The sequence below is a fragment of the Curtobacterium sp. PhB115 genome, from assembly GCF_003752025.1.
Lineage (GTDB): Bacteria > Actinomycetota > Actinomycetes > Actinomycetales > Microbacteriaceae > Curtobacterium.
Window position 1 is genome coordinate 282,775 of record NZ_RJKR01000007.1, and the last position, 22,526, is coordinate 305,300.

23 protein-coding genes are annotated in these 22,526 nt (G+C 73.3%); 12 read left to right on the forward strand and 11 right to left on the reverse strand.

Annotation, left to right across the window (positions count from 1 at the left end):
- Positions 1-84: 84 nt before the first annotated feature.
- Entirely contained in the window at positions 85-570 is a 486-nt protein-coding gene (ybaK, locus tag EDF19_RS10870) for a Cys-tRNA(Pro) deacylase (protein ID WP_123680886.1), read from the reverse strand.
- Positions 571-636: 66 nt separating this feature from the next.
- On the opposite strand from ybaK, the gene EDF19_RS10875 reads away from it, so the two are divergent.
- Positions 637-951, forward strand: a complete 315-nt coding sequence (locus EDF19_RS10875; RefSeq protein ID WP_123680887.1) for a DUF6412 domain-containing protein — start codon at positions 637-639, stop codon at positions 949-951.
- A 62-nt stretch (positions 952-1,013) separates the two neighbouring features.
- Complete coding sequence (locus EDF19_RS10880; protein ID WP_123680888.1) at positions 1,014-1,757, forward strand: membrane protein insertase YidC; 744 nt, start codon at positions 1,014-1,016, stop codon at positions 1,755-1,757.
- Positions 1,758-1,790: 33 nt separating this feature from the next.
- Here EDF19_RS10880 and EDF19_RS10885 read toward each other — a convergent pair whose 3' ends face one another.
- Positions 1,791-2,006, reverse strand: coding sequence for a hypothetical protein (locus tag EDF19_RS10885; RefSeq protein WP_123680889.1), 216 nt, complete (start codon positions 2,004-2,006; stop codon positions 1,791-1,793).
- A 513-nt stretch (positions 2,007-2,519) separates the two neighbouring features.
- Here EDF19_RS10885 and EDF19_RS19140 point away from each other — a divergent pair.
- Together EDF19_RS19140 and EDF19_RS10895 are read left to right on the forward strand one after the other, a co-directional pair.
- Positions 2,520-3,119 carry a hypothetical protein gene (locus EDF19_RS19140; RefSeq protein ID WP_185022786.1) on the forward strand — a complete coding sequence of 200 codons (600 nt, stop codon included), beginning with the start codon at positions 2,520-2,522 and terminating at the stop codon, positions 3,117-3,119.
- A gap of 224 nt (positions 3,120-3,343) precedes the next feature.
- Complete coding sequence (locus EDF19_RS10895; RefSeq protein ID WP_123680891.1) at positions 3,344-4,705, forward strand: MFS transporter; 1,362 nt, start codon at positions 3,344-3,346, stop codon at positions 4,703-4,705.
- A gap of 824 nt (positions 4,706-5,529) precedes the next feature.
- On the opposite strand, the gene EDF19_RS10900 is transcribed toward EDF19_RS10895, so the two are convergent.
- The 5 genes from EDF19_RS10900 to EDF19_RS10920 form a co-directional block, all read right to left on the reverse strand.
- The gene (locus EDF19_RS10900; protein ID WP_123680892.1) at positions 5,530-7,668 is read right to left on the reverse strand and encodes a collagen binding domain-containing protein; all 2,139 of its coding nucleotides are present in this window, start codon (positions 7,666-7,668) and stop codon (positions 5,530-5,532) included.
- A gap of 94 nt (positions 7,669-7,762) precedes the next feature.
- On the reverse strand, positions 7,763-8,236 hold the full coding sequence (locus EDF19_RS10905) for an NUDIX domain-containing protein (RefSeq protein ID WP_260217099.1): 474 nt from the start codon (positions 8,234-8,236) through the stop codon (positions 7,763-7,765).
- A gap of 72 nt (positions 8,237-8,308) precedes the next feature.
- Positions 8,309-9,535, reverse strand: coding sequence for a cupin domain-containing protein (locus EDF19_RS10910; protein ID WP_221180648.1), 1,227 nt, complete (start codon positions 9,533-9,535; stop codon positions 8,309-8,311).
- Positions 9,536-9,603: 68 nt separating this feature from the next.
- Complete coding sequence (locus EDF19_RS10915) at positions 9,604-9,840, reverse strand: hypothetical protein (protein ID WP_123680893.1); 237 nt, start codon at positions 9,838-9,840, stop codon at positions 9,604-9,606.
- Between the two features lie 62 nt (positions 9,841-9,902).
- Positions 9,903-10,739 carry an alpha/beta fold hydrolase gene (locus tag EDF19_RS10920; protein ID WP_123680894.1) on the reverse strand — a complete coding sequence of 279 codons (837 nt, stop codon included), beginning with the start codon at positions 10,737-10,739 and terminating at the stop codon, positions 9,903-9,905.
- 164 nt (positions 10,740-10,903) lie between these two features.
- Here EDF19_RS10920 and EDF19_RS10925 point away from each other — a divergent pair, with 164 nt between their 5' ends.
- Complete coding sequence (locus tag EDF19_RS10925) at positions 10,904-11,731, forward strand: universal stress protein (protein WP_123680895.1); 828 nt, start codon at positions 10,904-10,906, stop codon at positions 11,729-11,731.
- Between the two features lie 20 nt (positions 11,732-11,751).
- Here the strand turns inward: EDF19_RS10925 and EDF19_RS10930 are convergent, their stop codons facing one another.
- The 3 genes from EDF19_RS10930 to EDF19_RS10940 form a co-directional block, all read right to left on the reverse strand.
- Complete coding sequence (locus EDF19_RS10930) at positions 11,752-12,759, reverse strand: SGNH/GDSL hydrolase family protein (protein WP_123680896.1); 1,008 nt, start codon at positions 12,757-12,759, stop codon at positions 11,752-11,754.
- A gap of 128 nt (positions 12,760-12,887) precedes the next feature.
- On the reverse strand, positions 12,888-13,244 hold the full coding sequence (locus EDF19_RS10935; protein WP_123680897.1) for a PRC-barrel domain-containing protein: 357 nt from the start codon (positions 13,242-13,244) through the stop codon (positions 12,888-12,890).
- Between the two features lie 50 nt (positions 13,245-13,294).
- Positions 13,295-14,278 (reverse strand): glycosyltransferase family 9 protein, encoded by a 984-nt coding sequence (locus EDF19_RS10940; protein WP_123680898.1) that lies wholly within the window; start codon positions 14,276-14,278, stop codon positions 13,295-13,297.
- A 100-nt stretch (positions 14,279-14,378) separates the two neighbouring features.
- Here EDF19_RS10940 and EDF19_RS10945 point away from each other — a divergent pair, with 100 nt between their 5' ends.
- The 7 genes from EDF19_RS10945 (at position 14,379) to EDF19_RS10975 (ending at position 21,323) form a co-directional block, all read left to right on the forward strand.
- Positions 14,379-14,936, forward strand: a complete 558-nt coding sequence (locus EDF19_RS10945; protein WP_123681025.1) for an HAD-IIIA family hydrolase — start codon at positions 14,379-14,381, stop codon at positions 14,934-14,936.
- Entirely contained in the window at positions 14,933-16,036 is a 1,104-nt protein-coding gene (locus EDF19_RS10950; RefSeq protein ID WP_260217101.1) for a glycosyltransferase family 9 protein, read from the forward strand. The genes EDF19_RS10945 and EDF19_RS10950 overlap by 4 nt, the downstream gene beginning before the upstream one ends.
- Positions 16,037-16,121: 85 nt before the next feature.
- Positions 16,122-17,123 carry a glycosyltransferase gene (locus EDF19_RS10955; RefSeq protein WP_123680899.1) on the forward strand — a complete coding sequence of 334 codons (1,002 nt, stop codon included), beginning with the start codon at positions 16,122-16,124 and terminating at the stop codon, positions 17,121-17,123.
- The gene (locus EDF19_RS10960; RefSeq protein ID WP_123680900.1) at positions 17,120-18,454 is read left to right on the forward strand and encodes a glycosyltransferase; all 1,335 of its coding nucleotides are present in this window, start codon (positions 17,120-17,122) and stop codon (positions 18,452-18,454) included. The genes EDF19_RS10955 and EDF19_RS10960 overlap by 4 nt, the downstream gene beginning before the upstream one ends.
- Complete coding sequence (locus tag EDF19_RS10965; protein ID WP_123680901.1) at positions 18,451-19,083, forward strand: SIS domain-containing protein; 633 nt, start codon at positions 18,451-18,453, stop codon at positions 19,081-19,083. Before EDF19_RS10960 ends, EDF19_RS10965 begins: the two co-directional genes overlap by 4 nt.
- A gap of 80 nt (positions 19,084-19,163) precedes the next feature.
- Entirely contained in the window at positions 19,164-20,555 is a 1,392-nt protein-coding gene (locus tag EDF19_RS10970) for a PfkB family carbohydrate kinase (protein ID WP_221180654.1), read from the forward strand.
- A 63-nt stretch (positions 20,556-20,618) separates the two neighbouring features.
- A complete protein-coding gene (locus EDF19_RS10975; RefSeq protein WP_123680903.1) occupies positions 20,619-21,323 on the forward strand; it encodes an SDR family oxidoreductase in 705 nt (234 codons plus the stop codon).
- Between the two features lie 88 nt (positions 21,324-21,411).
- On the opposite strand, the gene EDF19_RS10980 is transcribed toward EDF19_RS10975, so the two are convergent.
- Positions 21,412-22,503 carry a glycosyltransferase family 9 protein gene (locus EDF19_RS10980; RefSeq protein ID WP_123680904.1) on the reverse strand — a complete coding sequence of 364 codons (1,092 nt, stop codon included), beginning with the start codon at positions 22,501-22,503 and terminating at the stop codon, positions 21,412-21,414.
- Positions 22,504-22,526 lie beyond the last annotated feature (23 nt).

Sequence of the window (22,526 nt, forward strand, 5' to 3'; positions counted from 1 at the left end):
GGGAACTTGAGTGCCTTCGACTCAATGCAACGCAGGGGGCCCCGGCTCATTCCCAGTGGCCGAAAAAACTTGCGGCGACTCGACTCAGGTCCGCGCGATGGGCGCCGAGGTGGCCTCGGTGACGCGCGCGAGGTCGGCCGGGGCGAGCTCGATGTCGAAGCCGCGGCGCCCGCCGGACACGAAGATCGTCGTGTACGTCAGCGCGGAGTCGTCGAGCACGGTGCGGATCCGGGACTTCTGCCCGACCGGGCTGATCCCACCGACCACGTACCCCGTCCGCTTCTCGGCGAGGGCCGGGTCCGCGAGGGTCGCCTTCTTGCCGCCGACCGCAGCGGCGATGGCCTTGAGGTCGAGCCGGTTCGCCACCGGGACGATCGCCACGGCGAGGGAGCCGTCGACGGAGACCACGAGGGTCTTGAAGACCTGCTCCTCGCGGAGGCCGAGGGCGGCAGCGGCCTCTTCCCCGAAGTTGGTGGCGCTCTCGTGGTGGTCGTACACGTGCGGCGTGTACGGCACCCCGGCCCGTTCGAGCGCGACGGTCGCGGGGGTGCTCGGCGAACCTGCGGTCATGCGGCGATCCTCTCCTGCGCTGCCCTCCTGCCCGTGGCGGCACGCGGGCGTTACGCTGAACGGACCATGACCGTCATCGAGTTCCTGCTGCGTGCCGTCGCCGCGCTGGTGCTCGGCGGTGCCACGAGCACGGCCGGCGCTGCCGACTCGGGCGGCGCCTGGTCGCTGTTGGCCGTCGCCGCGCTCGGTGTCGCCGCGGTGGCTGCGGCGGTCGTCGTCGCACGGGTCCTCGTCGCGGTCCTCGCTGCGGTGCTCGGCGTCGGCCCGTCGTCCACGGTCGCCGCGGTGGTGGCGGACCTGGTCACCCGGATCACGTTCAGCCACCCCGATGCCGACGGGCACACCCGCTCGCGGGCTCCGGGGGCCGTCGCTCCGTCCTGACCACCGACCGGTGGCCGGGGCTGAACGCACACCCCCGAACCCACCACCGATCGGAACACGTCATGGACCTGTCAACCCTGCCCCTCGTCGGCCCGCTGCTGCACGGCGGCGCCGACCTCATCGCGGCGCTCACCACGGTGCTCTCCCCCGCCACCGGCTCCTTCGCCGCCGCGCTCGCGGTCGTGCTGCTGACCCTGGCAGTCCGGGCGGTGCTCGTCCCGCTCTCGGTGCTCCAGGTCCGCGCGGAACGGGATCGACGCCGGCTCGCGCCGCGGATCGCCGAGCTCCGGAAGCGCCACGGCAAGGACTCCGAGCGGCTCCAGCGGGCCGTCCAGCAGCTGTACACGAACGAGAAGGTGTCACCGCTCGCCGGGTGCCTGCCCGTCCTCGCCCAGGCGCCGGTGCTGTCGCTCGTGTACACGCTCTTCACGCACGCGTCCATCGGTGGCACGGCGAACGCCCTGCTCGACGCCACCCTCGTCGGGGTCCCCCTCGGGCACTCGCTGGTCGTCACGCTGACCTCGCCGCTGTGGGCGCACGCGTGGGTCGTCGTGGTGCTGCTCGTCGTGCTCGCCGTCGTCGTGGAACTCAGCCGACGGGCGAACCTGCGCTGGAACCCCGTCCCCGCGCCGGAGCCGGCGACCGCGGTGCCCGGTGCCGCCGCGACGGCCGCCATCGCGCGGTACGCACCGTTCACCACCGTGGTGTTCGCCGCGATCGCGCCGCTGGCCGCCGCGCTCTACGTCGTGACGAGCGCCGCGTGGACCGCCGCAGAACGTGCCGTGCTGCGCCGGGTGGTCCGCTAGCGCAAGGCGCTAGGCACTAGGCGCTGCGTCGCGTCAGCCGCCCTGGCCCTCCTGCTGCGGGCCCTGGTCGACCGGGTCGTACTCCGTGCCGCGGCCCTGCTCCTCGTCAGCCGTCGGGACGTGGCGCTCGGTCCCCGACCCGCCGGGGCTCGTCGCGACGTAGTCGGCCTCGCCGGACTGGGTGTCGTGGCTCAGCGGCTCGAGGGTCTCGGGGTCGGCGTCGTGCTGCTGCGTGGGGTCGGTGCTCATGCACCACGCCTACTCCCCTCGTTCTGGGTGCGCGCCGCCGGCCACCCGGTGCCACGATGGAAGGCGTCCAACACGACCGGCAGAGCTGGGGTGCGCATGGTCCACGACGACGTGGCAGCGGAACGGGCACGGCTCGAAGCCGTGGCCTGGGGAGCGGAGTCGAGCCCCGCAGATGCGGCGCGCGCTCGGATCGCGTTGCAGGACCTCGCGCGCGGGCGTCGCTCGGGTGCGCGGAAGGCCGTTCTGTCCGCCATGCCGGCTGCGGACAGCGGCGACCGGCCTGGAGGCACGACACCCGTCAGCACGCCGCCACCGTCCCCGGCGCGGCCGGCTCCGGAGCCCGCCGCGGCTTCCTGGTCCGTTCCCGTACCGGAGTCCGAACCGGCTCCCGTTCGGGAGTCCGCTCCGGCTCCCGTTCGGGAGTCCGATCCTGCTCCCGTTCGGGAGTCCGATCCTGCTCCCGGAACCGCGCCGGTTCCCGACCCCGTTCCGGCGGCGCAGGCCGGTGCGTGGGTGGCGAACGCGGACGGACGAGCCGACCACGTCGACGAGGCGACGGTGGACGGCGGGGGTGAGCCGGGCCTCCAGGCGGGACCTGCGCGATGGGCGCGCTGGCGGAGCGTGCTGTGGACCGCGCGGCCCCGCGTCTGGATCGCGCTCGGGGCGGCCGCGGCGGTCGGTGTGGCGTTCGCGGCCGGCACGGTCGTCGGCACCACACGACCCGACGTCGCCGCGGCACCGAGCATCACGCCGACGGCGGGGACGGTGACGCTCGAGCAGCTGCTCGACGCACCGCAGACCTACGCCGACCAGCTTCCGGGGCCCGTCGAGGCACCGGTCAGCCTGCACTCGACGCGGCTCATCTTCTCGAACCGTGCCCTCGACGGCAGCTCGTTCGACACGCCGTGGGCGGTGTGGGCCGGGGTCGGGACGGACCGGTCGACGATCTGCCTGGTGGCGACCGCGAACCGGATCGAGTCGTCGACGGCGTGCTACCCGCGGGAGTCCGCGCTGCACGGCTCGGTGTCGATGTCGGCGCAGTCGATGAGCGGGACGCTGACGATGAGCCTGCGGGGTGGCGGGGTGCAGGGTCGGGTGACGAACGAGTACTGAGCGCCGGGGCTGCGCTCGCTGTGCATTGTTGGAGCGCTCCGAGAATCCGGTGTGACCCCCTCGCGGGCTCGGGATCATCGTGCAACACTGGAAGAGCGCACTCGCCGTGGAGTCGTACCCACATCATCCACATCCGCGAGCGCGCCCCGCAGACCCCCCGGTCAGCCGTCGTCACACCGTCGGCAACGTCGCGCGCTCCACCGTGCCCCGGAGGAGGTCAGCACGTGACCACCAACACCACCACCTCGGCCGTGTCGACCCAGACGCGGCCGATCACCGTCACCACCCAGTCGATCGTCGGCATCGCCGTGCTCGGCCTCGCGACGTTCTTCGCGATCACCACCGAGCTCATGCCCGTCGGCCTGCTCGGCACCATGAGCGCAGACCTCGGCGTGTCCGAGGCGAGCATGGGCATCGTCGTCACCGTGTACGCCGCGGCCGTCGCGATCCTCGCGCTGCCGCTCACCGCGTTCACCGCGAAGCTCCCCCGCAAGGCCGTGCTGGTGTCGACGCTCGTCGGCTACACGGTCTCGAACCTGATGGTCGCCTTCGCGCCCTCGTTCGCCGTCGTCTGCGCGGGCCGGGTGGTCGGCGGCATCGCCCACGCCCTGTTCTTCTCGGTCGCCTCGGCGTACGCCACCCGGATCGTGCCACCGCGACTGGCTGGCCGGGCGATCGCGTTCGTGTACTCGGGCAGCTCGCTCGGGTTCGTCCTCGGCGTCCCCGTGGCGACCTGGGTGGCGCAGCACATCGGCTGGCGCCCCGCCGTGTTCTCGGTGGGTGTCGCCGCCGCCGTCCTCGCCGCCGTCGCCCTCGCGTTCCTGCCCGCCGTCCGCGGTGCTTCCTCTCCGCACATCGGGTCTCCGAAGGCATGGGCACGGACCGGCCTGCTCTCGGTCGTGATCGCCGACCTGCTGCTCTTCGCCGGGCACTACGTCGTCTACACCTACATCGGCCCGTACGCGATCGACGCCGGACTCGACTCCTCGCTGGTCAGCGGTGCGCTGCTCGTCCTCGGCGGCACCGGGGTCATCGGGCTCTGGCTCGCCGGCGTGTTCGTCGACCGGGCACCCCGACAGACCCTCGTGGCGGCCGTGGCCGTGATGGCCGTCGCCTTCGCCGTGATGCCGTTCGTGCACGGTTCCCTGATGGGGACGATGGTCGTCGCCGGCGTCTGGATGGCGGCCAACGGCACCACCGGCACGCTGTTCATGGCGGCCGCGATCCGTTCGGGAGGCGTCTCCCCTGACATCGCCGGCGCCCTGGTCAACGGTGCGTCGAACATCGGCATCGCGGGCGGTGCAGCCATCGGCGGCCAGGTCCTCGGGGTCGTCGGGCTGCAGTACCTGCCGTTCGCGGGCGCAGCGGTCCTGATCGGGTCCCTCGGGGTCGTGGTGCTCGCGCGCCGTGGGTTCCCGGTGCACTCGCACACGCAGGAGCACCTGTCGACGTCCTCGATCGAGGCGATCACCTCGTCGCTCGCGGTCGTCACGACCTCGGTGCCGGTGGTCGGCCGCGCGATCCAGACGATGACCGGGTCGATCGGCGTCGTCACGGGTTCGGTGCGGACGCGTCGGACGCAGTAGCGCGGGGCTGCGCGCGGCGGGGGCTGGGGTCCGCTGCGCGGGCGTCCGGGCCGGTGGGGCGGGCCGGGCTCGGCCGAGTGGTCACGACATGCCGCGTGCGTGGCGCCGGGTTGGCGCGAACTGTCGGTTGGACGCCTGTCGGGCGGCAGTTCGTGCACCCTCGGCGGACGGTCGGCGGCGTGTTGTGCGACCTCGGCGGGTGGGCCTCGGCGTGTCGTGTGGGCCCGGCGGCGGGCTCCGGCGGGCGGCGGCACGCGGCGGCACGCGCGGGCGGTCTGTAGCGAGTGGTCACGACATGCCGCGTGCGTAGCGCCGGGGTGGCACGAACTGTCGGTTTGACGCGTGTCGGGCGTCAGTTCGTGCGACCTCGGCGGACGGCCGGCGGCGTGTTGTGCGACCTCGGCGGATGGGCCTCGGCGTGTCGTGCGGCCCCGGCGGCGGGCTCCGGCGGGCGGCGGCGGGCGCGGGCTGTCTCGGGCGAGTGGTCACGACATGCCGCGTGCGTAGCGCCGGGCTGGCACGAGCTGTCGGTCGGACGCGTGTCGGGCGTCAGTTCGTGCGACCTCGGTGGACGGCCGGCGGCGTGTTGCGCGACCTCGGCGGGTGGGCCTCGGCGTGTCGTGTGGGCCCGGCGGCGGGCTCCGGCGGGCGGCGGCACGCGAAGGCGATTCCCGGCGGACCTGAGCCGCGTGTTGTCCAACCTCGGCGGACCTGAGCGGCGTGTTGTGCGACTTCGGCAAACAGCCGAGCGGGCCGGCGCGGCGCCGGCCGCACGGACGAGGGGCGGGCCGGCAGCGCCGGACCCGCCCCTCGTCCGCGCTGGGTCAGTCCTGCAGGTGGCTCCGGCGGCGGTTGCGCACGGCGCGGTAGGTCAGCAGCGCCGCACCGAGGAGCACGAGCACCCCGGCCGCGATGAGCCCCGGCCCGAGGTCCGCACCGGTGTACGCCAGCGGCCCGCCGTTGCCCGGGTCACCGGCGGCGTTCCCCGGTGTGCTGCCCGTCCCACCGTTCGCCGGCAGGGTCGGGACGGCCGTCGGGGACGAGGTGGCAGTGGGCGTCGCCGTCGGGGTGGGCGTGGGCGTCGGGGTCGCGGCTGCCGGGACGACGAAGGCCAGCGGTGTCGCCGCACCTTCCTCGGGCGTGACGATCGGCTGCGCCTCCGCGCCGTCGACGTCGACCGTGATCGTGTACTCGGTCGTCGGCTCGAGGCCGGTCAGGTCGAACGCGCCGTCCTCGTCGGTGGTGACGGTGACGGGTCCGCCGGCCTGCGGGTCGGTCGGGGTCGCGACGACGTCGACACCGGCGACCGGGTCACCGTTCGTGTCGACGACCGTGCCTGGCTGGTCGGTCGTGATGACCGCGGGGACGGCGGGCGACTCGAAGGGCAGGTCCGAGGTGACGCTGTCGCCCGCGACCGCGGTGACGCCGGTGTTCGCGGTGTCACCGGTGGCTCCCGGAGCGGGGACGACCGTGCGGACCGTGTAGGTGCCGGCGACCGTGGCGAAGACGTAGCTGCCGTCGGCGCCGGTGGTCGTCGAACCGACGACCGCTCCGGTCTCGTCGAGGAGGTCGACGACCTGGCCCTCGGGCACGGCCGCACCGTCGAGGGTCACGACGCCGGTCACCGTGGCGATCACAGCAGCGGGAGCGACGATCGGCTCCGGCTCCACGGGAGCGGCGTCGGCGTCGCCGGTGGTGATCGTCGTCGGCTCCCCGGCGGCGATCGACACGTCGAGGTCGGTATCGGCCGGAAGGTCGGAGCCGGTGTAGACCCCGTCGCTGTTGGTCGTGGTGTCGACCAGTGTGTCGCCGGTGTCCGGGTCGGTGATCACGACCGGGACGTTCGACACGGGATTGCCGTCGTCGTCGGTCACCGTCCCGATCACCGAGGTGGTCTCTGGCGGCGAGGTGAACGCGAAGTCGACGTCGGTTCGATCGTTACCGGTGGTGGAGAGGTTGAGAGACACCCCGCTGACGATGGACGTGCCGTCGTCCGTTCCGTCAGGGTCGACAGCGCCGGCTGGAGTGGTTATGCGAACGACGTAGTCGTTGATCTGCGGGAGTGCCGGGAAGCTGTAGCGCCCGTCGGCGTCGGTAGTTGTGGTGTAGACGACCCCACGCGGTGCAGTTGCCGTGACGGTGGCCCCAGGGATTGCCGTTCCGTCTAGGGTCGCGACACCACTGATGGTTGCGGTCTTCACGGCGAACCAGGTCTGGTAGACCGGGAATCCGCTGCGCTGCTGGTACGTGACCGTCAAAGTCTTGAGTGAGGCGGTCGGGCTGAACCACGCTGACGCGCCCGCGGTGTCCGATGCCGACGCGTTTCCGATGAGGGTGCCGCCTCCTGCGGTGCCGGTGTTCGGTGTCCAGGTCGGCACGTCGCTACCCGGAGTCGGGTCGTCGGTCGTGCCCCGGCCACACGGCCAGCCACCCTCAGCGACGGACGAGCAGGAGTTGTATCCCGTGTTGCCGCCCGCGGCCCCGTTGAATCCGATCGCGCCTGCGCTGATCGGGTTCCCGTTCACGTCAGTTGCGGTCACGGTCGCCTGATCCGCGTCGATGTCTCCGAGGACAAACGCCCAAGATCGCCCACCTGGCGTCGGTTCCGCGAACGTGTAGGTGGTCGTCGACGGTGACGTCGCATTATCCGCGGTCGGTCGCTGGTTCATGTAGGTCGTGCCGCGGCTCGAGCCGAACCCCGCCTGACCAACCGGCGTCCCCGCGGACTGCCACGTCGACGCGCCACTGATGACGGTCGACTGCCGCGAGTTCGACGTGAACGTCGTGTCCGGGAACCCGGCCATCGTCATCGTCCCCGTGTACGCCTTCGACGCACCGCTGAGGGTGAACGTCCCCCAGTTGCCGACCGGCTCAGCCGAGGCGCTCGTGGCGCCCCCGATCGCGAGCCCTGCTCCGAGTGCGAGGGCGGTGAGCCCTGCCGTGACCGTGCGCCAGCGCCGCATGCGTACTCCCCTGTGATGGCGTCGGCGTGCCCCGACACGCGTGCAGGCTATCCACAGGACGCGGCGCCTGTCCGCACCGTCACCACATCGTGACTCACCCGGAACGAGCGAGGCGCTCGAGCAGTGCGTCGAGCGCCGCGACCTGCCCGGCGACGAGCAGCCCGCGGGCTTCGTCGACCGTCACCCACCGCGCGTCGTCGACCTCCGGGACCTCCACGAACCGTCCCGACCCGCGCGGCAGCTCCAGCTGGACGGTGTTGCTCCGCACCTCGTCCACGGCGAACGTCGGTGCCGATGCGGTGAAGACCCGGACGCGCTTGCCGGAGGCCTGCCGGAACTCCCCCAGGTCGACAGCGTCGGACGCTGTGACCGGTGCGGGGACGCCGATCTCCTCGGCGAACTCCCGCACCGCGGTCGCGAGCGGCTCCTCGGCTCCTTCGACGAGCCCCTTCGGGATCGTCCAGGCCCGTGGTCGGCTCCGCCAGAACGGCCCGCCCATGTGCGCGACGAAGACCTCCGGTCCCGTCGACGCGGTCCGGTGGAGCAACAGTCCGGCGCTCACCACCACGTCGTCGACGCTACGCGGGACCAGCCTGGAGGCGCGGATCACCTCGACGACGACCCGCACCTCCCAGCCGGGTCACCGTTCGCGGGGCGCCCGCAGTGGCACGATCCCCTGGGATCCGCGCGGGAAGGTCGCGAGGACCTCCTCGGGGATGTTCAGGTGCTGCGACACCAGCGACGGCGGCAGGTGCGCGAGCCAGTTCGCGAGGGAGACCTCCTCGTAGTGGTCGCTGCGGAAGGTCTCGACGTAGATGAGCGGCTCGTCGCCGGTGTTCTCCACGTAGTGGCCGAGGTTCCGCTTCACGACGCCGACGTCGCCGGCCTTGAAGTCCATCGTGTTGGCGTGGGGACCGGTGTTGAACACGGTCATGCGGCCCTGGCCCTTGAGGTAGTACTGCCACTCGTCGGCGTTCGGGTGCCAGTGCAGCTCACGCATGGACCCGGGCTCCACGACCGTCAGCGCCGCGGCGACGGTCTTCGCGCCCGGGAAGTTCGTGCTGTCCGCGATCCGGATGCTGCCGCCGCTGTTCTCGAACCGCGGGGCGGTCTTGCCCATCCGGAAGATGACGGGTTCGGTGCCGCCCCACTCGACGCCGGCTGCGAGCTGGTCCTGCTCCAGGTCGCCGGGGACCTCGCCGGGGAAGATCCAGAGGTCGTGCAGCGGCAGGTCCGCGAAGGCGTCCTGCGCGACGCCGAAGTTCTTGGCGAGGACGTCCGGCGGGGTGTGGGCGAACCAGTCGGTGAGCAGGAGTGTGTTGCTCTCGGACTGCTCGCCGCTGTCGAAGGCGAGGACGAACTCGGCGCCGTCCGGGCCGAGGCCCTGGAGCGAGTGCGGGAGCCCGGCGGGGAAGAACCAGAGGTCTCCCTCGAAGACGTCCTCGACGCTCGGCAGCCCTTCGCGGCTCAGCGTCGTGACGCGGCAGCCTCCGCGGGTCATCAGCGCCCACTCCGCGGTCTGGTGCCAGTGCAGCTCACGGATGCCGCTCGGCTCGAGGTACATGTTGACGCCGGCGATCTCGTCGGAGATCGCGAAGTCGGACTGGGTCAGCTCCCGCGCCCACCCGCCGCGCTGGACCCGACGGGGCGAGATGTTGAAGGACGACCAGAAGAAGGCCTGGGTGCTGATGTCGGTCGCCGGCGCGTTCAGTTGACTCGGGAACTGCGCTGCGAGTGCCGGGTTCTGCGGGCCCGTCATCGTGTTCGCGGCCGGGTCGTCTGCGATGTTGACGAGTCCTTCCTGCGGGAGGTCGGGGTCGCCGACGGCGGGGGTCTCGTGGTGCGGCGGGGTGGGTTGGTCGGTCATCGTCTGCTCCTTCGCTCTCGGTTGAGCGTCGAGACCATCGGACCAGGAGTCGTCGACCGCCCCTAGCGTCATCCGACGCGATCCTGCTCCAGCGCTCGTTGCTCCTGGACGTGCTCGGCCAGTGCCGCGCTGAGGACGTCCGCGAGGAACGTGGATCCCGACACCCTCGCGATGAACGCCCGACCCGTGGCCGTCAGCGCGCCGCGGTGCACGGCGTCGACGACGATCTCCCGGACGGCTTCGCGGCGCCCCGGGGGGAGCGCGGCGAGCACACGGTCGGCCTGCTCCAGCAACTCGGTCTGCATGTCACTCCTCAGCACGAGGGGCGCGCCCCACCACGGAGCACGCCCCTCGGGTCCGTGGACGCCTACTGCTTCAGGAAGGCGAGGATGTCGGGGTTGATGACGTCCGCGTGGACCGTCAGCATCCCGTGCGGGTAGCCCTCGTAGATCTTGAGGGTGGCGTTCTGCAGGAGCTCGGCCTGCTTGATCGAGGCAGCCTTGTACGGCACCACCTGGTCGTCGTCGCCCTGCGTGACGAGCACCGGGACCGAGATGGCCTTGAGGTCCTCGGTCTGGTCGGTCTCGGAGAAGGCCTTGATGCCCTCGTAGTGCGCCAGCGCGCTGCCCGTCATCCCCTGGCGCCACCAGTTCGCGATGACCGGGGCGGACACGTCGGCACCCGCCCGGTTGAACCCGTAGAACGGACCCTCGGCGACCGCCTGGTAGAACTCGGCACGGTTCGCCGCGAGGGCGCTCCGGAACCCGTCGAGCACCTCGATCGGCGTGCCCTCCGGGTTGGCGTCGCTCTTGAGCATGATCGGGGGCACGGACGACACCAGGACGGCCTTCGCGACGCGGCCCTGCGGCTCGCCGTACTGGGCGACGTAGCGTGCGACCTGGCCGCCACCGGTGGAGTGCCCGATGTGGATCGCGTTCTGCAGGTCGAGGTGCTGCACCAGCGCGTCGGTGTCGCTGGCGTAGTGGTCCATGTCGTGGCCGGTCCCGATCTGCGACGACCGTCCGTGTCCACGGCGGTCGTGCGCGATCACCCGGTAGCCGTTCGCCAGGAAGAACAGCATCTGCGCGTCCCAGTCATCGGAGGACAGGGGCCATCCGTGGTGGAAGACGATGGGCTGCGCGTCGCGGGGCCCCCAGTCCTTGTAGAAGATCTCCGCACCATCGCTCGTTGTGACGAACGCCATCTTGAACCTCCGAGAAAGTGTCTGCTCCACCTGTTTGGAGCACGATCACCGTAACGTCGCGGTGTCGCCGACCGCTTGGGTCATTCGACGCATCCGGAGTAGCGTGCAGGGCACGGAGCGCCAGTCGACGCCCCCGGAGGACCCCGACGAGGAGGTCGATCGGGATGGACGAACGGTGGACGACGGTCACGCTGGCCGCGGATGCGCTGAAGCCGCACGACGAGTCCCTGCGGTGGATCGCCGCACGGGCCGGTACCGGGATCGACCGGGTGCGGATCATCGGCCTGGACCCGGCCCTGGAGGGTCGGGCGCACGTCGCGGACGACCTCGCCGAGTCGGTCCGGACGGCCATGCCCGGCACGACGGTCGAGATCCGACGGCACGCGGGGCCCTTCGCCGCCGCGCTCGTCGAGGAGTCGGACGGCGGCGACCTGCTGGTGATCGGGACCTTCCGGAGCCGACGCGGCTCGACGGCGGGCGCGGACCCGGCCCGTGTCGCGGAGCGTGCCGCCGTGCCGACGGTCATCGTGCCCGAGGGGCCGCACCCGATCGACGGCGACGTGGTACTGGCCGTCGAGGAGCCGATCGACGAGCGAGCCGTGACGATCGCGGTCGACGAGGCGGTCCGACGGAACCGGCGCCTGACACTCCTGCGGGCGTGGGAGATGCCGGTGCTGACCCGCACCGGGCTGACCGACTTCGCCGAGGACCCGTTGCGGTGGCGGACCAGGAACGCCGGACTCCTGCAGCGCGTCACGAACGAGCTGACCGCGCGCTTCCCGGCGGTGCGGATCCGCCCCCTGCTCGTCGAGGGGCACCCGGGGCACGCGATCGCGTCGCACACCCGCCGGGCGTCACTCGTGGTGCTCGGTCGTGGACACGTGCGGGCGCTGTCGGGCTCGTTGCTGCACGACGTGCTGCGCGAGACCGCGTCTCCGGTGTGCGTCGTGCCGCCCGCTGCCCACACCGACGCCCGCGCGGCGACCGCCTGACGCGTGCACCTGCCCGCGGCTCAGCCGGCGAGGCCGCGGATCGCGGTCGCCATGCGTGCGGTCAGGTACGCGACGCCCCGCTCGTTCGGGTGCAGCGCGCCGGCCTTGAGGTCGATGCGGCGCAGGTCCCCGGTCCCGGTGAGGGTGACGCCGGCGACGTAGCGCTTCGTCGGAGCGCAGGCGGAGTGGTCGGCGGTGCTCGCGAAGACGTCGACGAACCGGACGCCGGCCGCGTCCGCCGCCGACGCGGACACCTCGTTCAGCTCCTCCTGCACCCCGTGCAGGTACTCGACGTCGGTGTCCGTGAACGGGAACGTGTCCTTCGGGAACGACCCGGCCAGCGTGCCGAGGTCGAGCGCCGACCGGAAGCAGCCCTTCGCCGGGGTGTGCTCGGCGTCCGGGAAGATCGCCGGGTACCCGAGGAACACCACGACGGCGTTCGGTGCGGCGGCCTTCACCGCGGCGAGGGTGTCCGCGATCCCGAGCGCCACCCGCGACTGGATCTTCGCCGCGAGCTGGTCGTCGCCGTCCGTGACGAGGGTGCTCTCGCACGACGGCGCGTCGCGACCGGAGAACACCGGCCCGTTCGCCGAGATCGCCAGGCACGACGCCGCCGTGCCGAACAGGTCGGCGTCGTTCCCGCCGATCGTCAGGGTCACGAGTCGGGTGTCGTCGGAGAGCGACTCGATCTGTGGCGGCACCCCCTTGAACTGGTGCCCCGTCGTGACGTCCGCGCTGGTGGCCCCTGCACACGTGACGTCGGTCAGGTCGAGCCCGAACTGCGCTGCCAGCCGGTGCGGGTAGTCCCTCGCGGACTGCACGCATGCGCTCGTGGGCAGGCGTGTCCGGTCGCCGAGGCCGTACCCGGCGGAGTACGAGTCACCGAGGGCGACGTACTGGCTGCCCGGCGGGACGTCGGCGAGCGACTCCGCCGGGGCGGTGGTGACGGGGTACGGCTGCGGGACCGGCCACATCGGCGCCGCGGACGCGTCCGGAGCACCGGCCGGCACCAGGAGCGACACCGCCACGAGACCGACCGCGCCGAGGGTCGCCAGGGCAGCGCGGAACGGACGACGGGCGATGCGGCGCAGTTGCGGCCTCCGTGGGTGGGGAGGGGCGGACGGGGTGGTCGGGATCGTCGGTGACGAGCGGGCGGTCAGCGGCGCCCGAGTCGGCGCTCGCCGCCGCTGCCGGTCTGGTACTGCAGCCCGTAGTGCTGGTAGAGCTCGGGTTCGGTCGCCGCGTCGAGCTCACCGTCCGTGGGGATCGACGGTGCGTCCTTGACGAGCTTCTTCGAGAAGGCCACCCGCAGGTGCTTCGGCGCGACGAGAGCGCCGACGAGCGGGACGAACACGAGCTTCTGGAACCCGACGAGCCCCGTCGTGAGTGCGCCGAACGCGGGCTCCGAGGTGGCGGTGTCGTAGTAGATGCTCTCGAGGGTCCCGACCTTGTCGTCGGACTCGTCGACGACCGGCAGACCGATCCAGTCGCGGATGTTCGCAGCTTCGAACACGAAGGGCTCCCTCCGAGCACCCGGCGGGTCCGGGTCGCTCGTGTCCGACGCTACCGTCCGGCCTGCTGTGCAGTCACTCCGAGCCGGTCGACCGCGCCCAGGACGTCGTCGGCCGAGACCGCGAGGATCGCCGGGTCCGGGTCCTCGGCGAACACGTCGCCGCGCCGGACCGAGGCGTCGGTGAGGACGATGTGCGGCCCGGACGCCGGCGGCCCCCACGCCTCCGGCGGAGCCGGTCCGAACAGCACCACCGACGGCACCCCGTACGCCGACGCGAGGTGCGCGGCGCCGGTGTCGACGGTGACGACGAGCCGCGCCGCGGCGATGACGCCGGCGAACGCCTGCAGCTCCAGGGAGCCGGCCAGGACCGCCCCCGGCGCGAGGCCGGCCGCGTCGGCGACGGCGGCGGCGCGCACGACGTCGTCCGCGCCTCCTGTCAGGACCACGTCGAACCCGCGGTCGCGCAGTCCGCGCACCACGTCGGCGAAACGGTCTGTCGGCCAGTGCCGGGCACCGTGGAAGGCACCGACGTGGACGACCGCCGCGCCGGCGACCGCGCGCGGACCGTCCGGGCGGTCGATGGCGACGTCCTCGGCGTCGGCGGGCACGCCGTGCCAGGTGAGCAGGTCTGCCCACCGGTCGCGTTCGTGCACGTCGGCGGGCCACTCGGGGCCCGCGTACCCGTGCGTCGGGTCGGCGTGTCCGATCACGCGGCGGGGGGCGAGGGCCGCGACGAGGTCCGACGACTCCGGGCCGGCGCCGTGCAGGTTCACCGCGACGTCGACGGTGCCGGTCGGCGCGGCGATCGGGTGGTCGAGCCCGTGCTGCGCGAGGTGCACGTCGACGGCCGGCACGAGCTCGACGACCGGGGCGAGCCACGCGGTCGTCGCGAGGGTGATCCGGTGGTCCGGGAACGCACGACGGAGCGCACGGAGGGCGGGCACGGCGACGAGGAGGTCGCCGAGCTTGATGGCACGGAGGACGAGCAGTTCGGGCCGACCGTCGGACGGTGGCATGCTCTCGAGGGCGGTCACGACCGCGACGGTAGACGGAGCACCCTGGTGGCGTGGCCGGTTCCGCGCGCAACGGCTGATCCTGGGGCCGTCCCCGGGTCCGCACCGGTACTCCGGGAGCATGCCCCTCGCTCCGGACCGGCCCGTCGTCGGTGTGCTCTTCGACCGCGACGACACCCTCGTCGTCGACGTCCCGTACAACGCCGACCCGCGCCTCGTCGTCCCCGTGCCCGGTGCACGCCGTGCCGTCGAACGCGTGCGCGCCGCGGGGCTCGCGACCGGCGTGGTGACGAACCAGTCGGTGATCGCGAAGGGCATGGCGACCCGTGAGCAGGTCGACGCCACCGACGCCCGGGTCGACGAGCTCGTCGGACCCTTCGACGTGTGGTGCGTCTGCCCGCACGACGCCGGCGACGGCTGCGCGTGCCGGAAGCCGCAGCCCGGCATGGTGCTCGACGCCGCGGAGCGTCTGGGCGTGCCGGCGGCCGGTCTGGTCGTGATCGGCGACATCGGCGCCGACGTGCGCGCTGCCGAGGCCGCCGGTGCCCAGGGGATCCTCGTCCCGACGGCGCGGACCCGGCAGGAGGAGGTGGACGCGGCGACGACGGTCGCGGGGACCCTCGACGAGGCGGTCGGACTGGTGCTCGAACGGGTCGACAGCTCGGTGAGCAGCACGTGAGCGCCGTGACCCCCGCGCCACCGGGCGACCGACGCCGGGTGCTCGTCGCGCGGCTCGACTCCTTCGGTGACGTGCTCGTCGCCGGCCCCGCCGTCCGCGCGATCGCCCACGGCGCCGCCCACGTCACGATGCTGTGCGGCCCCCAGGGCGCCCCGGCCGGACGACTCCTGCCCGGCGTGGACTCCCTGCGCGTCTGGTCCGCGCCGTGGGTGACCGAGACCGTCCGCCCCGTCGACGACTCCGTGGTCGACGAGATCCGCGCACTGGTCGCCGAGGAACGCCCGGACGAGGCCGTCGTCCTGACGTCCTTCCACCAGTCGCCGCTCCCGCTCGCCCTGCTCCTCCGGCTGGCCGGCGTGCCCCGCGTGACCGGTGTCTCCGTCGACCACCCCGGGTCGCTCCTCGACGTCCGGCTCCGACCGGGCGAGGACCTGCCCGAGGACATCCCGGAGCCCGAACGTGCGCTCCGGATCGCTGCCGCCGCCGGGTACCGGCTGCCGCCGGAGGACGACGGGAGGCTCGTGGTGCGTCACGACGCCCCGGCACCACCCGAGGTGACCGCCCTGGGACGGTACGTGGTCGTCCACCCCGGCGCGAGCGTCCCGGCCCGGTCGTGGCCGGCCGAGCACCACCGCGCGCTCGTGCAGGCGTACGCCGACCGCGGGATCCCGGTCGTCGTCACCGGCTCCCCCGGCGAGACCGCACTGACCGCCGAGGTCGCCGGAGCGAGCGGGATCGACCTCGGTGGTCGCACCTCGCCCGAGGAGCTCGCCTCGGTGCTCGCCGGCGCGGAGGTCGTCGTCGTCGGCAACACCGGCCCGGCGCACCTCGCCGCAGCCGTCGGCGCCCCGATCGTCAGCCTGTTCTCCCCCGTCGTGCCGGCCGCGAAGTGGGCGCCGTACGCCCCGCTCGTCGAACTGCTCGGCGACCAGGGCGCTCCGTGCCGGCTCAGCCGTGCCCGCGAGTGCCCCGTCCCCGGGCACCCGTGCCTGTCGTCGGTGCGGCCGGAGGACGTGCTCGACGCGCACGAGCGGCTGCTCGACCGCGCTTCCCGGATGGAAGTCGCGAAGCTGCGGAGCAGCCCAGAAGCACGTGCGTAGCGTCCGCCACTGCTCCTGCTCCTCCTCTTTTGCTCCTCCCCCTCCTGCTCCTCTCCCCGGCTGATCGACGAACGGAAGGCCCTGCATGCGGATCCTCGTGTGGCACGTGCACGGCGGCTGGATGGACGCCTTCGTCCGCGGCCCCCACGAGTACCTCGTCCCGACCACCCCGGCGCGCGACGCCTGGGGACTCGGGCGCGGCGGACGCGCCTGGCCCGACTCCGTCGTCGAGATCGACCCCGCCGACGTCGTCGACGCCGAGGTCGACCTCGTCGTGCTGCAGCGCACCGAGGAGCTCGAGGAAGCCCGTCGCCTGCTCGGCGGCCGCGCGGTCCCGATGGTCTTCGTCGAGCACAACGCACCCCGCGTCGACGTCCCCTCGAGCCTGCACCCGTTCCGAGACCGCGACGACCTGCTCATCGCGCACGTCACCCACTGGAACGCCCTGATGTGGGACTGCGGCACCACCGCCACCACCGTGGTCGAACACGGCGTCGTCGACCCGGGGCCCCTCTGGACCGGCGTCCAGGAACGCTTCGGTGCCGTCATCAACGAACCGGTCCGCCGCGGCCGGGTCGTCGGCACCGACCTGCTGCCGCGCTTCGGCGCCGTCGCACCCGTCGACGTCTGGGGCATGGGCACCGAGCGCCTGCCGGAACTCGACTTCGGCGACCGGGTCGTCGGCCTCGGTGACGTCCAGGCCGACCCGATGCACACCGCGCTCGCCGAACGTCGCGCCTACGTGCACCCGAACCGCTGGACGTCGCTCGGGCTGTCGCTGATCGAGGCCATGCACATGGCGATGCCGGTCCTGGTCCTCGCGACGACCGACGCGCCGCGCACCGTGCCCGCCGAGGCCGGCGCGATCGCGACCGACGTGGCGGAGCTGGTCCGCGCCTCCAGGCTGCTCCTCGATGACCCCGACGAGGCGCGCCGACGGGGGCTCGCCGCCCGCGAAGCCGCGTTGGCGCGGCACGCGCTCGCCCGGTTCACGACGGACTGGGACGAACTGCTCGACGACGTGGTCGCGCGACGTGCGCGACGCGACCGTGCGACCACGGTCGCGATGGAAGGGAGTGTCCGATGAAGATCGCGATGGTCTCCGAGCACGCGAGTCCGCTCGCCACGCTCGGCGGGGTGGACGCCGGTGGGCAGAACGTGCACGTCGCCGAGCTCTCCGGCGCGCTCGCCGACCGCGGCCACCGGGTGACCGTGTACACCCGCCGGGACGACGCCAGCCAGCCGGTCCGGGTGCTGCTGCGCCCGGGGGTCGAGGTCGTGCACGTCGACGCCGGTCCGGCCCGGACGGTCCCGAAGGACGAGCTCTTCCCGTTCATGGGCACCTTCGCGTCGGTGCTCGCCGCCGAGTGGTTCGTCGAGCGTCCGGACGTGGTGCACGCGCACTTCTGGATGTCGGGACACGCGGCGCTCGAGGCGGTGGCGCAGGTGCAGGCCCGGACGGGCGGCATCCGGATCCCCGTGGTGCAGACCTTCCACGCCCTCGGGGTCGTCAAGCGCCGTCACCAGGGCGCCGCGGACACCAGCCCCGCGGAGCGCGAGTGGATCGAGCCGGCGGTCGGCCGGAGCGTCGACCAGGTCATCGCGACGTGCTCGGACGAGGCGTTCGAGCTGAAGGCCCTCGGCGTGCCGCTGCACCGGATCTCGGTGGTGCCGTGCGGCGTGGACGTGTCCCTGTTCCGACCGGACGGCGAGGTCGAGGAGCGCACCCGACCCTTCCGGGTCCTGACCGCCTCGCGACTCGTCCGGCGGAAGGGCGTCGGCACGACGATCGCCGCCCTCGCCGCCCTGGTGCACGCGGGCCGTGACGTGGAGCTCGTGGTCGTCGGCGGTGCGGGCGTGGCCGGGGCCGACCTGGTCGACGACCCCGAGTACCAGCGGCTCGACGCGCTGGCACGGTCGCTCGGCGTCCGCGACCACGTCGAGTTCCGCGGCCAGCTCCGCCAGGGCGACATGCCGGCGGTGTACCGGAGCGCGGACGTCGTCGTCTGCGCACCCTGGTACGAACCGTTCGGCATCGTGCCCCTCGAGGCGATGGCGTGCGGCCGACCGGTCGTGGCGTCGAGCGTCGGAGGACTCATCGACACGGTGGTCGAGGACGACACCGGCCTCCACGTGCCGCCGCGCGACGAGGACGCCGTCGCTGCGGCCGTCGGCGGCCTGCTCGACGACGCCGCGCGCCGCGAGGCGTACGGCCGCGCCGGACGCCGCCGCGCCGAGGCCCGGTACACGTGGCAGAAGGTCGCGGCCGACAGCGAACGCGTCTACGAGCGCCTCGCCGCCGGCAGCGCGTTCACGACCACGACCACCGCGTCCGGCAGCACCACCGGCACCACCAGCAGCACCCGGCTCGGGCGTCGTGCCCGCGTCGCCGGCTCGACGGAGAGGACCGCCCGATGACCATCGACCAGCAGACCGGGACCGTGGGTCACGACACCGGGACCAGCACCGCGAGTGCCCGCATCGTGCTCGACCACGTCGCCGCGTCGGTGCCCGTCGTGGCGTCGCTCGTCGACCACAAGGACCACATCGGCGACTGGGCCGACGACATCGCCGCGCGGCTCGTCGCCGGACGGCGGCTGCTCGCCGCGGGCAACGGCGGTTCGGCGGCCGAGGCACAGCACCTGACCTCGGAGCTGACCGGCCGGTTCGACGGGGACCGTCCCGCGTACTCCGCGATCTCGCTGCACGCCGAGAGCTCGGCCGTCACCGCCATCGGCAACGACTACGGCTTCGACGAGGTCTTCGCGCGACAGGTCCGTGCACACGCCCGGGCCGGCGACGTCGTGGTGCTGCTGAGCACCAGCGGCAAGAGCCCGAACCTGCTCCGCGCCGCCGAGGCGTCCCGGCAGGTCGGCGCGCGCACGATCGCGATGACCGGACCACGCCCGAACCCGCTCGCCGAGGCCGTCGACGACGCGATCTGCATCGACGGCCCGTCCGCCAACGTGCAGGAGGCGCAGCTCGTCCTCGTGCACGCCCTGTGCCGCGCGATGGAACCGGCACTCCGTCGTGGGGGCCGTCGGTGACCGGCGCGACCCAGGGCCAGCCGCGCGCGACCCAGGGCCAGCCGCGCGCGACCCAGGGCTCGCCGCTCCGCATCGCCGTCGTGGGGGACACCCTGCTCGACGTGGACGTGTCCGGCACGAGCGAACGCCTGAGCCCGGACGCCCCGGTGCCCGTCGTCGACGTCCGCACCGACGACCGACGAGCAGGCGGCGCCGGACTCGTCGCGACGATGCTCGCCCGTGACGGCCACGACGTCACGCTCGTCACCGTGCTGAGCGACGATGCCCGCGCCGACGAGATCCGCGCGCTGCTCCCCGGTGTCCGGATCGTCGCCGGCCCGTCGGGTGTGCCGACCCCGGTGAAGACCCGCGTCCGGGTCGTCGACCACGCGCTGGTCCGCATCGACGAGGGCTGCGCGACGCCGCCGGTCCCCGACGCGACCGAGGAGATGACCGCCGCGCTCACCGGCGTCGACGCCGTCGTCGTGGCTGACTACGGCCGTGGCGTCGCCGCTGCCCCGGCACTCCGCGACGCCCTGTCCCGCATCGCCGTCGACACCCCGGTGGTCTGGGACCCGCACCCCAAGGGCGCAGCCCCCGTCGCCGGCATCTCGGTCGCCACCCCGAACAGCGCCGAGGCCCACCGGTTCACCGACCTCGACGGGGACGGCGTGCCGTTCGCCACCGACGCTGCGGCCGCCCTGGTCGAGTCGTGGGACGTCGGCGCCGTGGCCGTCACGCTCGGTGACCGCGGCGCGCTGGTCGCCCACCGCAGCACAGCGGACGGAGGAGCCGCCCGGAGCGCCGGGCGCGCCGTCGACACCCGCTTCGTCCCGGCACCGTCCGTCAGCGCCGGCGACCCCTGCGGCGCCGGTGACCGGCTCGCCGCCGGGGTGGCCGTCGCGCTCGCCTCCGGCGCCGACGTCGGCGACGCGGTCGCGGCCGGGGTCGCCGACGCGTCGGCCTACCTCGCCGCCGGTGGTGTCGCCGCGCTCTTCGCCGACGACGGACCGGCTCCGGTCGCGGTGCCCGGTGTCGACCGCGACGCGATGCGCCTCGTGCACGAGGTCCGGAGTGCCGGCGGGACCGTCGTCGCGACCGGGGGCTGCTTCGACCTGCTGCACGCCGGCCACGCGCGGACCCTGTCGGCCGCGCGGGCGCTCGGCGACTGCCTGGTGGTCTGCCTGAACTCCGACGACTCCGTCCGGGCGCTGAAGGGCCCCGACCGGCCGATCATGACCCAGGACGACCGGGTCGAGCTGCTCCTCGCACTCGACTGCGTCGACGCCGTCGTCGTGTTCGACGAGCACACCCCCGACGAGGCCCTCCGCCGCTTCCGCCCCGACGTGTGGGCGAAGGGCGGCGACTACGCCGTCAGCGACCTGCCCGAGACCGCCACGCTCGCCGAGTGGGGTGGCCGGGTGGTCACGGTGCCGTTCCACCCGGGGCGGTCCACGACGCGCCTGGCCGCGGCGCTCGAACACGTCGGCTGAGCCACGGCGCTCGACGTCGGCTGCGCCACGGCGCTCCCCCAGACCCTCCACGAAAGGAAGTCCATGCCCGTCCCCACCACCCCCATCGGCCGTGTCCTCGTCACCGGCGGAGCCTCCGGCCTCGGCGCCGCGGTCGTCGCCGCAGTCACCGAGGCCGGCGGCACGCCGATCGTCCTCGACCTGCGCGTCGACGCCGTCGGCGACGGGATCGACGCCGTCGCGGTCGACGTGACCGACACCGCGGCGACCGAGGAGGCAGTCCGTGCTGCTGCCGAACGGCACGGCGGACTCGACGCGGTGGTGACGGCGGCCGGTATCGACAAGCCCGCCCCGATCGGCGGCATCTCGTCCGGCGACTGGGAGCGGATCGTCGCGGTAAACCTGCTCGGCACCGCCGCCGTCGTCCGTGCGGCACTGCCAGCCCTCGAGGCCTCGCACGGCCGGGTCGTCACCGTCTCGTCGTCGCTCGCCCTGCGCGGCGTCGGCGACGGCACCGCGTACTCGGCGTCGAAGTTCGGCGTCCGTGGTTTCTCGCAGGCCCTGGCCGCCGAGACCGGTGGCAGCGTCGGCGTCACCAACGTGATCCCGGCCGGCATGCGCACGAACTTCTTCGCCGACCGCACCGAGCAGTACAAGCCGGGGCCGGACGCACAGCTCATCGAGCCGGAGTACGTGGCGAACGCGATCCTGTTCGCGCTGTCGCAGCCGGCAGGCTGCGAGATCCGCGAGCTGTCGATCATGCCGGCGACGGAGCCGAGCTGGCCCTAGACCGGACCGACCGACGGACGGGATGCGCGGTGCCAGCTGGCACTGCGCCTCCCGTCCGTTGTTCGTGACGTCGACGGCCGCAGCCGCGTCAGGTGGTCCGGAGCAGGTCCGCGACGTCCCCCAGGACGGCCTGCGGCTCGACCTCGTCGACGTAGGACGGGTCGTGCGCGCAGCGCTCGGCGGTCCAGCCGACCTGCGTGACGTCGATCCCGCACACGGGGCAGCGCGTCACGAAGGACAGGTGCACGCGGTGCCGCCCGCGGTCGAACGGGCCGGCGTTGATCACGTTGCCGAACCAGAAGACGCCGACGGTCGGCGTCCCGACCGCGACGGCGAGGTGTCGCGGGCCCGAGTCGTCGCCGACCATGACGTCCGCGGCGGCGAGGACCGCCGGCAGCTCGGCGAGGGGCAGCGAGCCGGTCAGGTCGTGGACGTGGTGCTCGCTCGGTGTGCCGGCCAGCGCCTGCCGGATCGCCGTCGCGGCCGGCACGTCGGTGTCGTCGCCGACCAGCACCACGTCGTCGCCGGCGGCCAGGCGTGCCCGGGCGACCGCCGCGAACCGGTCGGGGCTCCAGCGTCGGCGCGGGTCGGTCGCGCCGGGGTGGATCGCGACGAGACGTCCGGAGACGCCGAGCCGTTCGCGGACCGCGGCCCGTTCGGCGGCGTCCACCCGCACCCGTGGGTCGAGCGTGACCGGAGCGGCCCCGGCGAGCGAAGCCACCTCGAGCGCCCGGAGCACCTCGTGCTGGTAGTAGACGTAGCGCACCCAGCGTTCGAGGGACTCAGCGTCCTCCGTCGCGGTGCCGACCGTGTGCCGCGCGCCGAGACGCAGCAGGAACGGGTTCGAGTTCCGGCCGCCGCCGTGCAGCTGCACCGCCAGGTCGAACCGCCCGGTCAGGCGTGCGAAGAAGTCGTCCTCGTCCGGGGCGCCGTCCCCCGCGTCACGGACCCCGGGCACGACCGGGAGCTCCTCGAACGCGTGCACCGCGTCCGTCCGCTCGGTCAGGATCGCAGCGGCCAGGGGCGCGCCGAGGAGGGTGATCCTCGCCTCCGGGTAGGCGCTGGCGAGCGCCTCGATCGCCGGGACCGCGAAGAGCAGGTCTCCCAGCCCACCACCGCGGAGCACCGCGATCTCCCGGACGTCCTCGAACCGTTCTCCGCCGTTGCCGATGCGCTGCACCCCTCCCGTCTACCGGTCCGCGC

Excerpts from the sequence above, each read along its gene's own strand:
- EDF19_RS10875 (WP_123680887.1), top strand. The coding sequence starts at position 637 with ATGACCGTCATCGAGTTCCTGCTGCGTGCCGTCGCCGCGCTGGTGCTC.
- EDF19_RS10960 (WP_123680900.1), top strand. The coding sequence starts at position 17,120 with ATGAAGATCGCGATGGTCTCCGAGCACGCGAGTCCGCTCGCCACGCTC.
- EDF19_RS10945 (WP_123681025.1), top strand. The coding sequence starts at position 14,379 with ATGCCCCTCGCTCCGGACCGGCCCGTCGTCGGTGTGCTCTTCGACCGC.
- EDF19_RS10920 (WP_123680894.1), bottom strand. The coding sequence starts at position 10,739 with ATGGCGTTCGTCACAACGAGCGATGGTGCGGAGATCTTCTACAAGGAC.
- EDF19_RS10880 (WP_123680888.1), top strand. The coding sequence starts at position 1,014 with ATGGACCTGTCAACCCTGCCCCTCGTCGGCCCGCTGCTGCACGGCGGC.
- EDF19_RS10955 (WP_123680899.1), top strand. The coding sequence starts at position 16,122 with ATGCGGATCCTCGTGTGGCACGTGCACGGCGGCTGGATGGACGCCTTC.
- EDF19_RS10925 (WP_123680895.1), top strand. The coding sequence starts at position 10,904 with ATGGACGAACGGTGGACGACGGTCACGCTGGCCGCGGATGCGCTGAAG.
- ybaK (WP_123680886.1), bottom strand. The coding sequence starts at position 570 with ATGACCGCAGGTTCGCCGAGCACCCCCGCGACCGTCGCGCTCGAACGG.
- EDF19_RS10975 (WP_123680903.1), top strand. The coding sequence starts at position 20,619 with ATGCCCGTCCCCACCACCCCCATCGGCCGTGTCCTCGTCACCGGCGGA.
- EDF19_RS10885 (WP_123680889.1), bottom strand. The coding sequence starts at position 2,006 with ATGAGCACCGACCCCACGCAGCAGCACGACGCCGACCCCGAGACCCTC.
- EDF19_RS10965 (WP_123680901.1), top strand. The coding sequence starts at position 18,451 with ATGACCATCGACCAGCAGACCGGGACCGTGGGTCACGACACCGGGACC.
- EDF19_RS10915 (WP_123680893.1), bottom strand. The coding sequence starts at position 9,840 with ATGCAGACCGAGTTGCTGGAGCAGGCCGACCGTGTGCTCGCCGCGCTC.
- EDF19_RS10910 (WP_221180648.1), bottom strand. The coding sequence starts at position 9,535 with ATGACCGACCAACCCACCCCGCCGCACCACGAGACCCCCGCCGTCGGC.
- EDF19_RS10900 (WP_123680892.1), bottom strand. The coding sequence starts at position 7,668 with ATGCGGCGCTGGCGCACGGTCACGGCAGGGCTCACCGCCCTCGCACTC.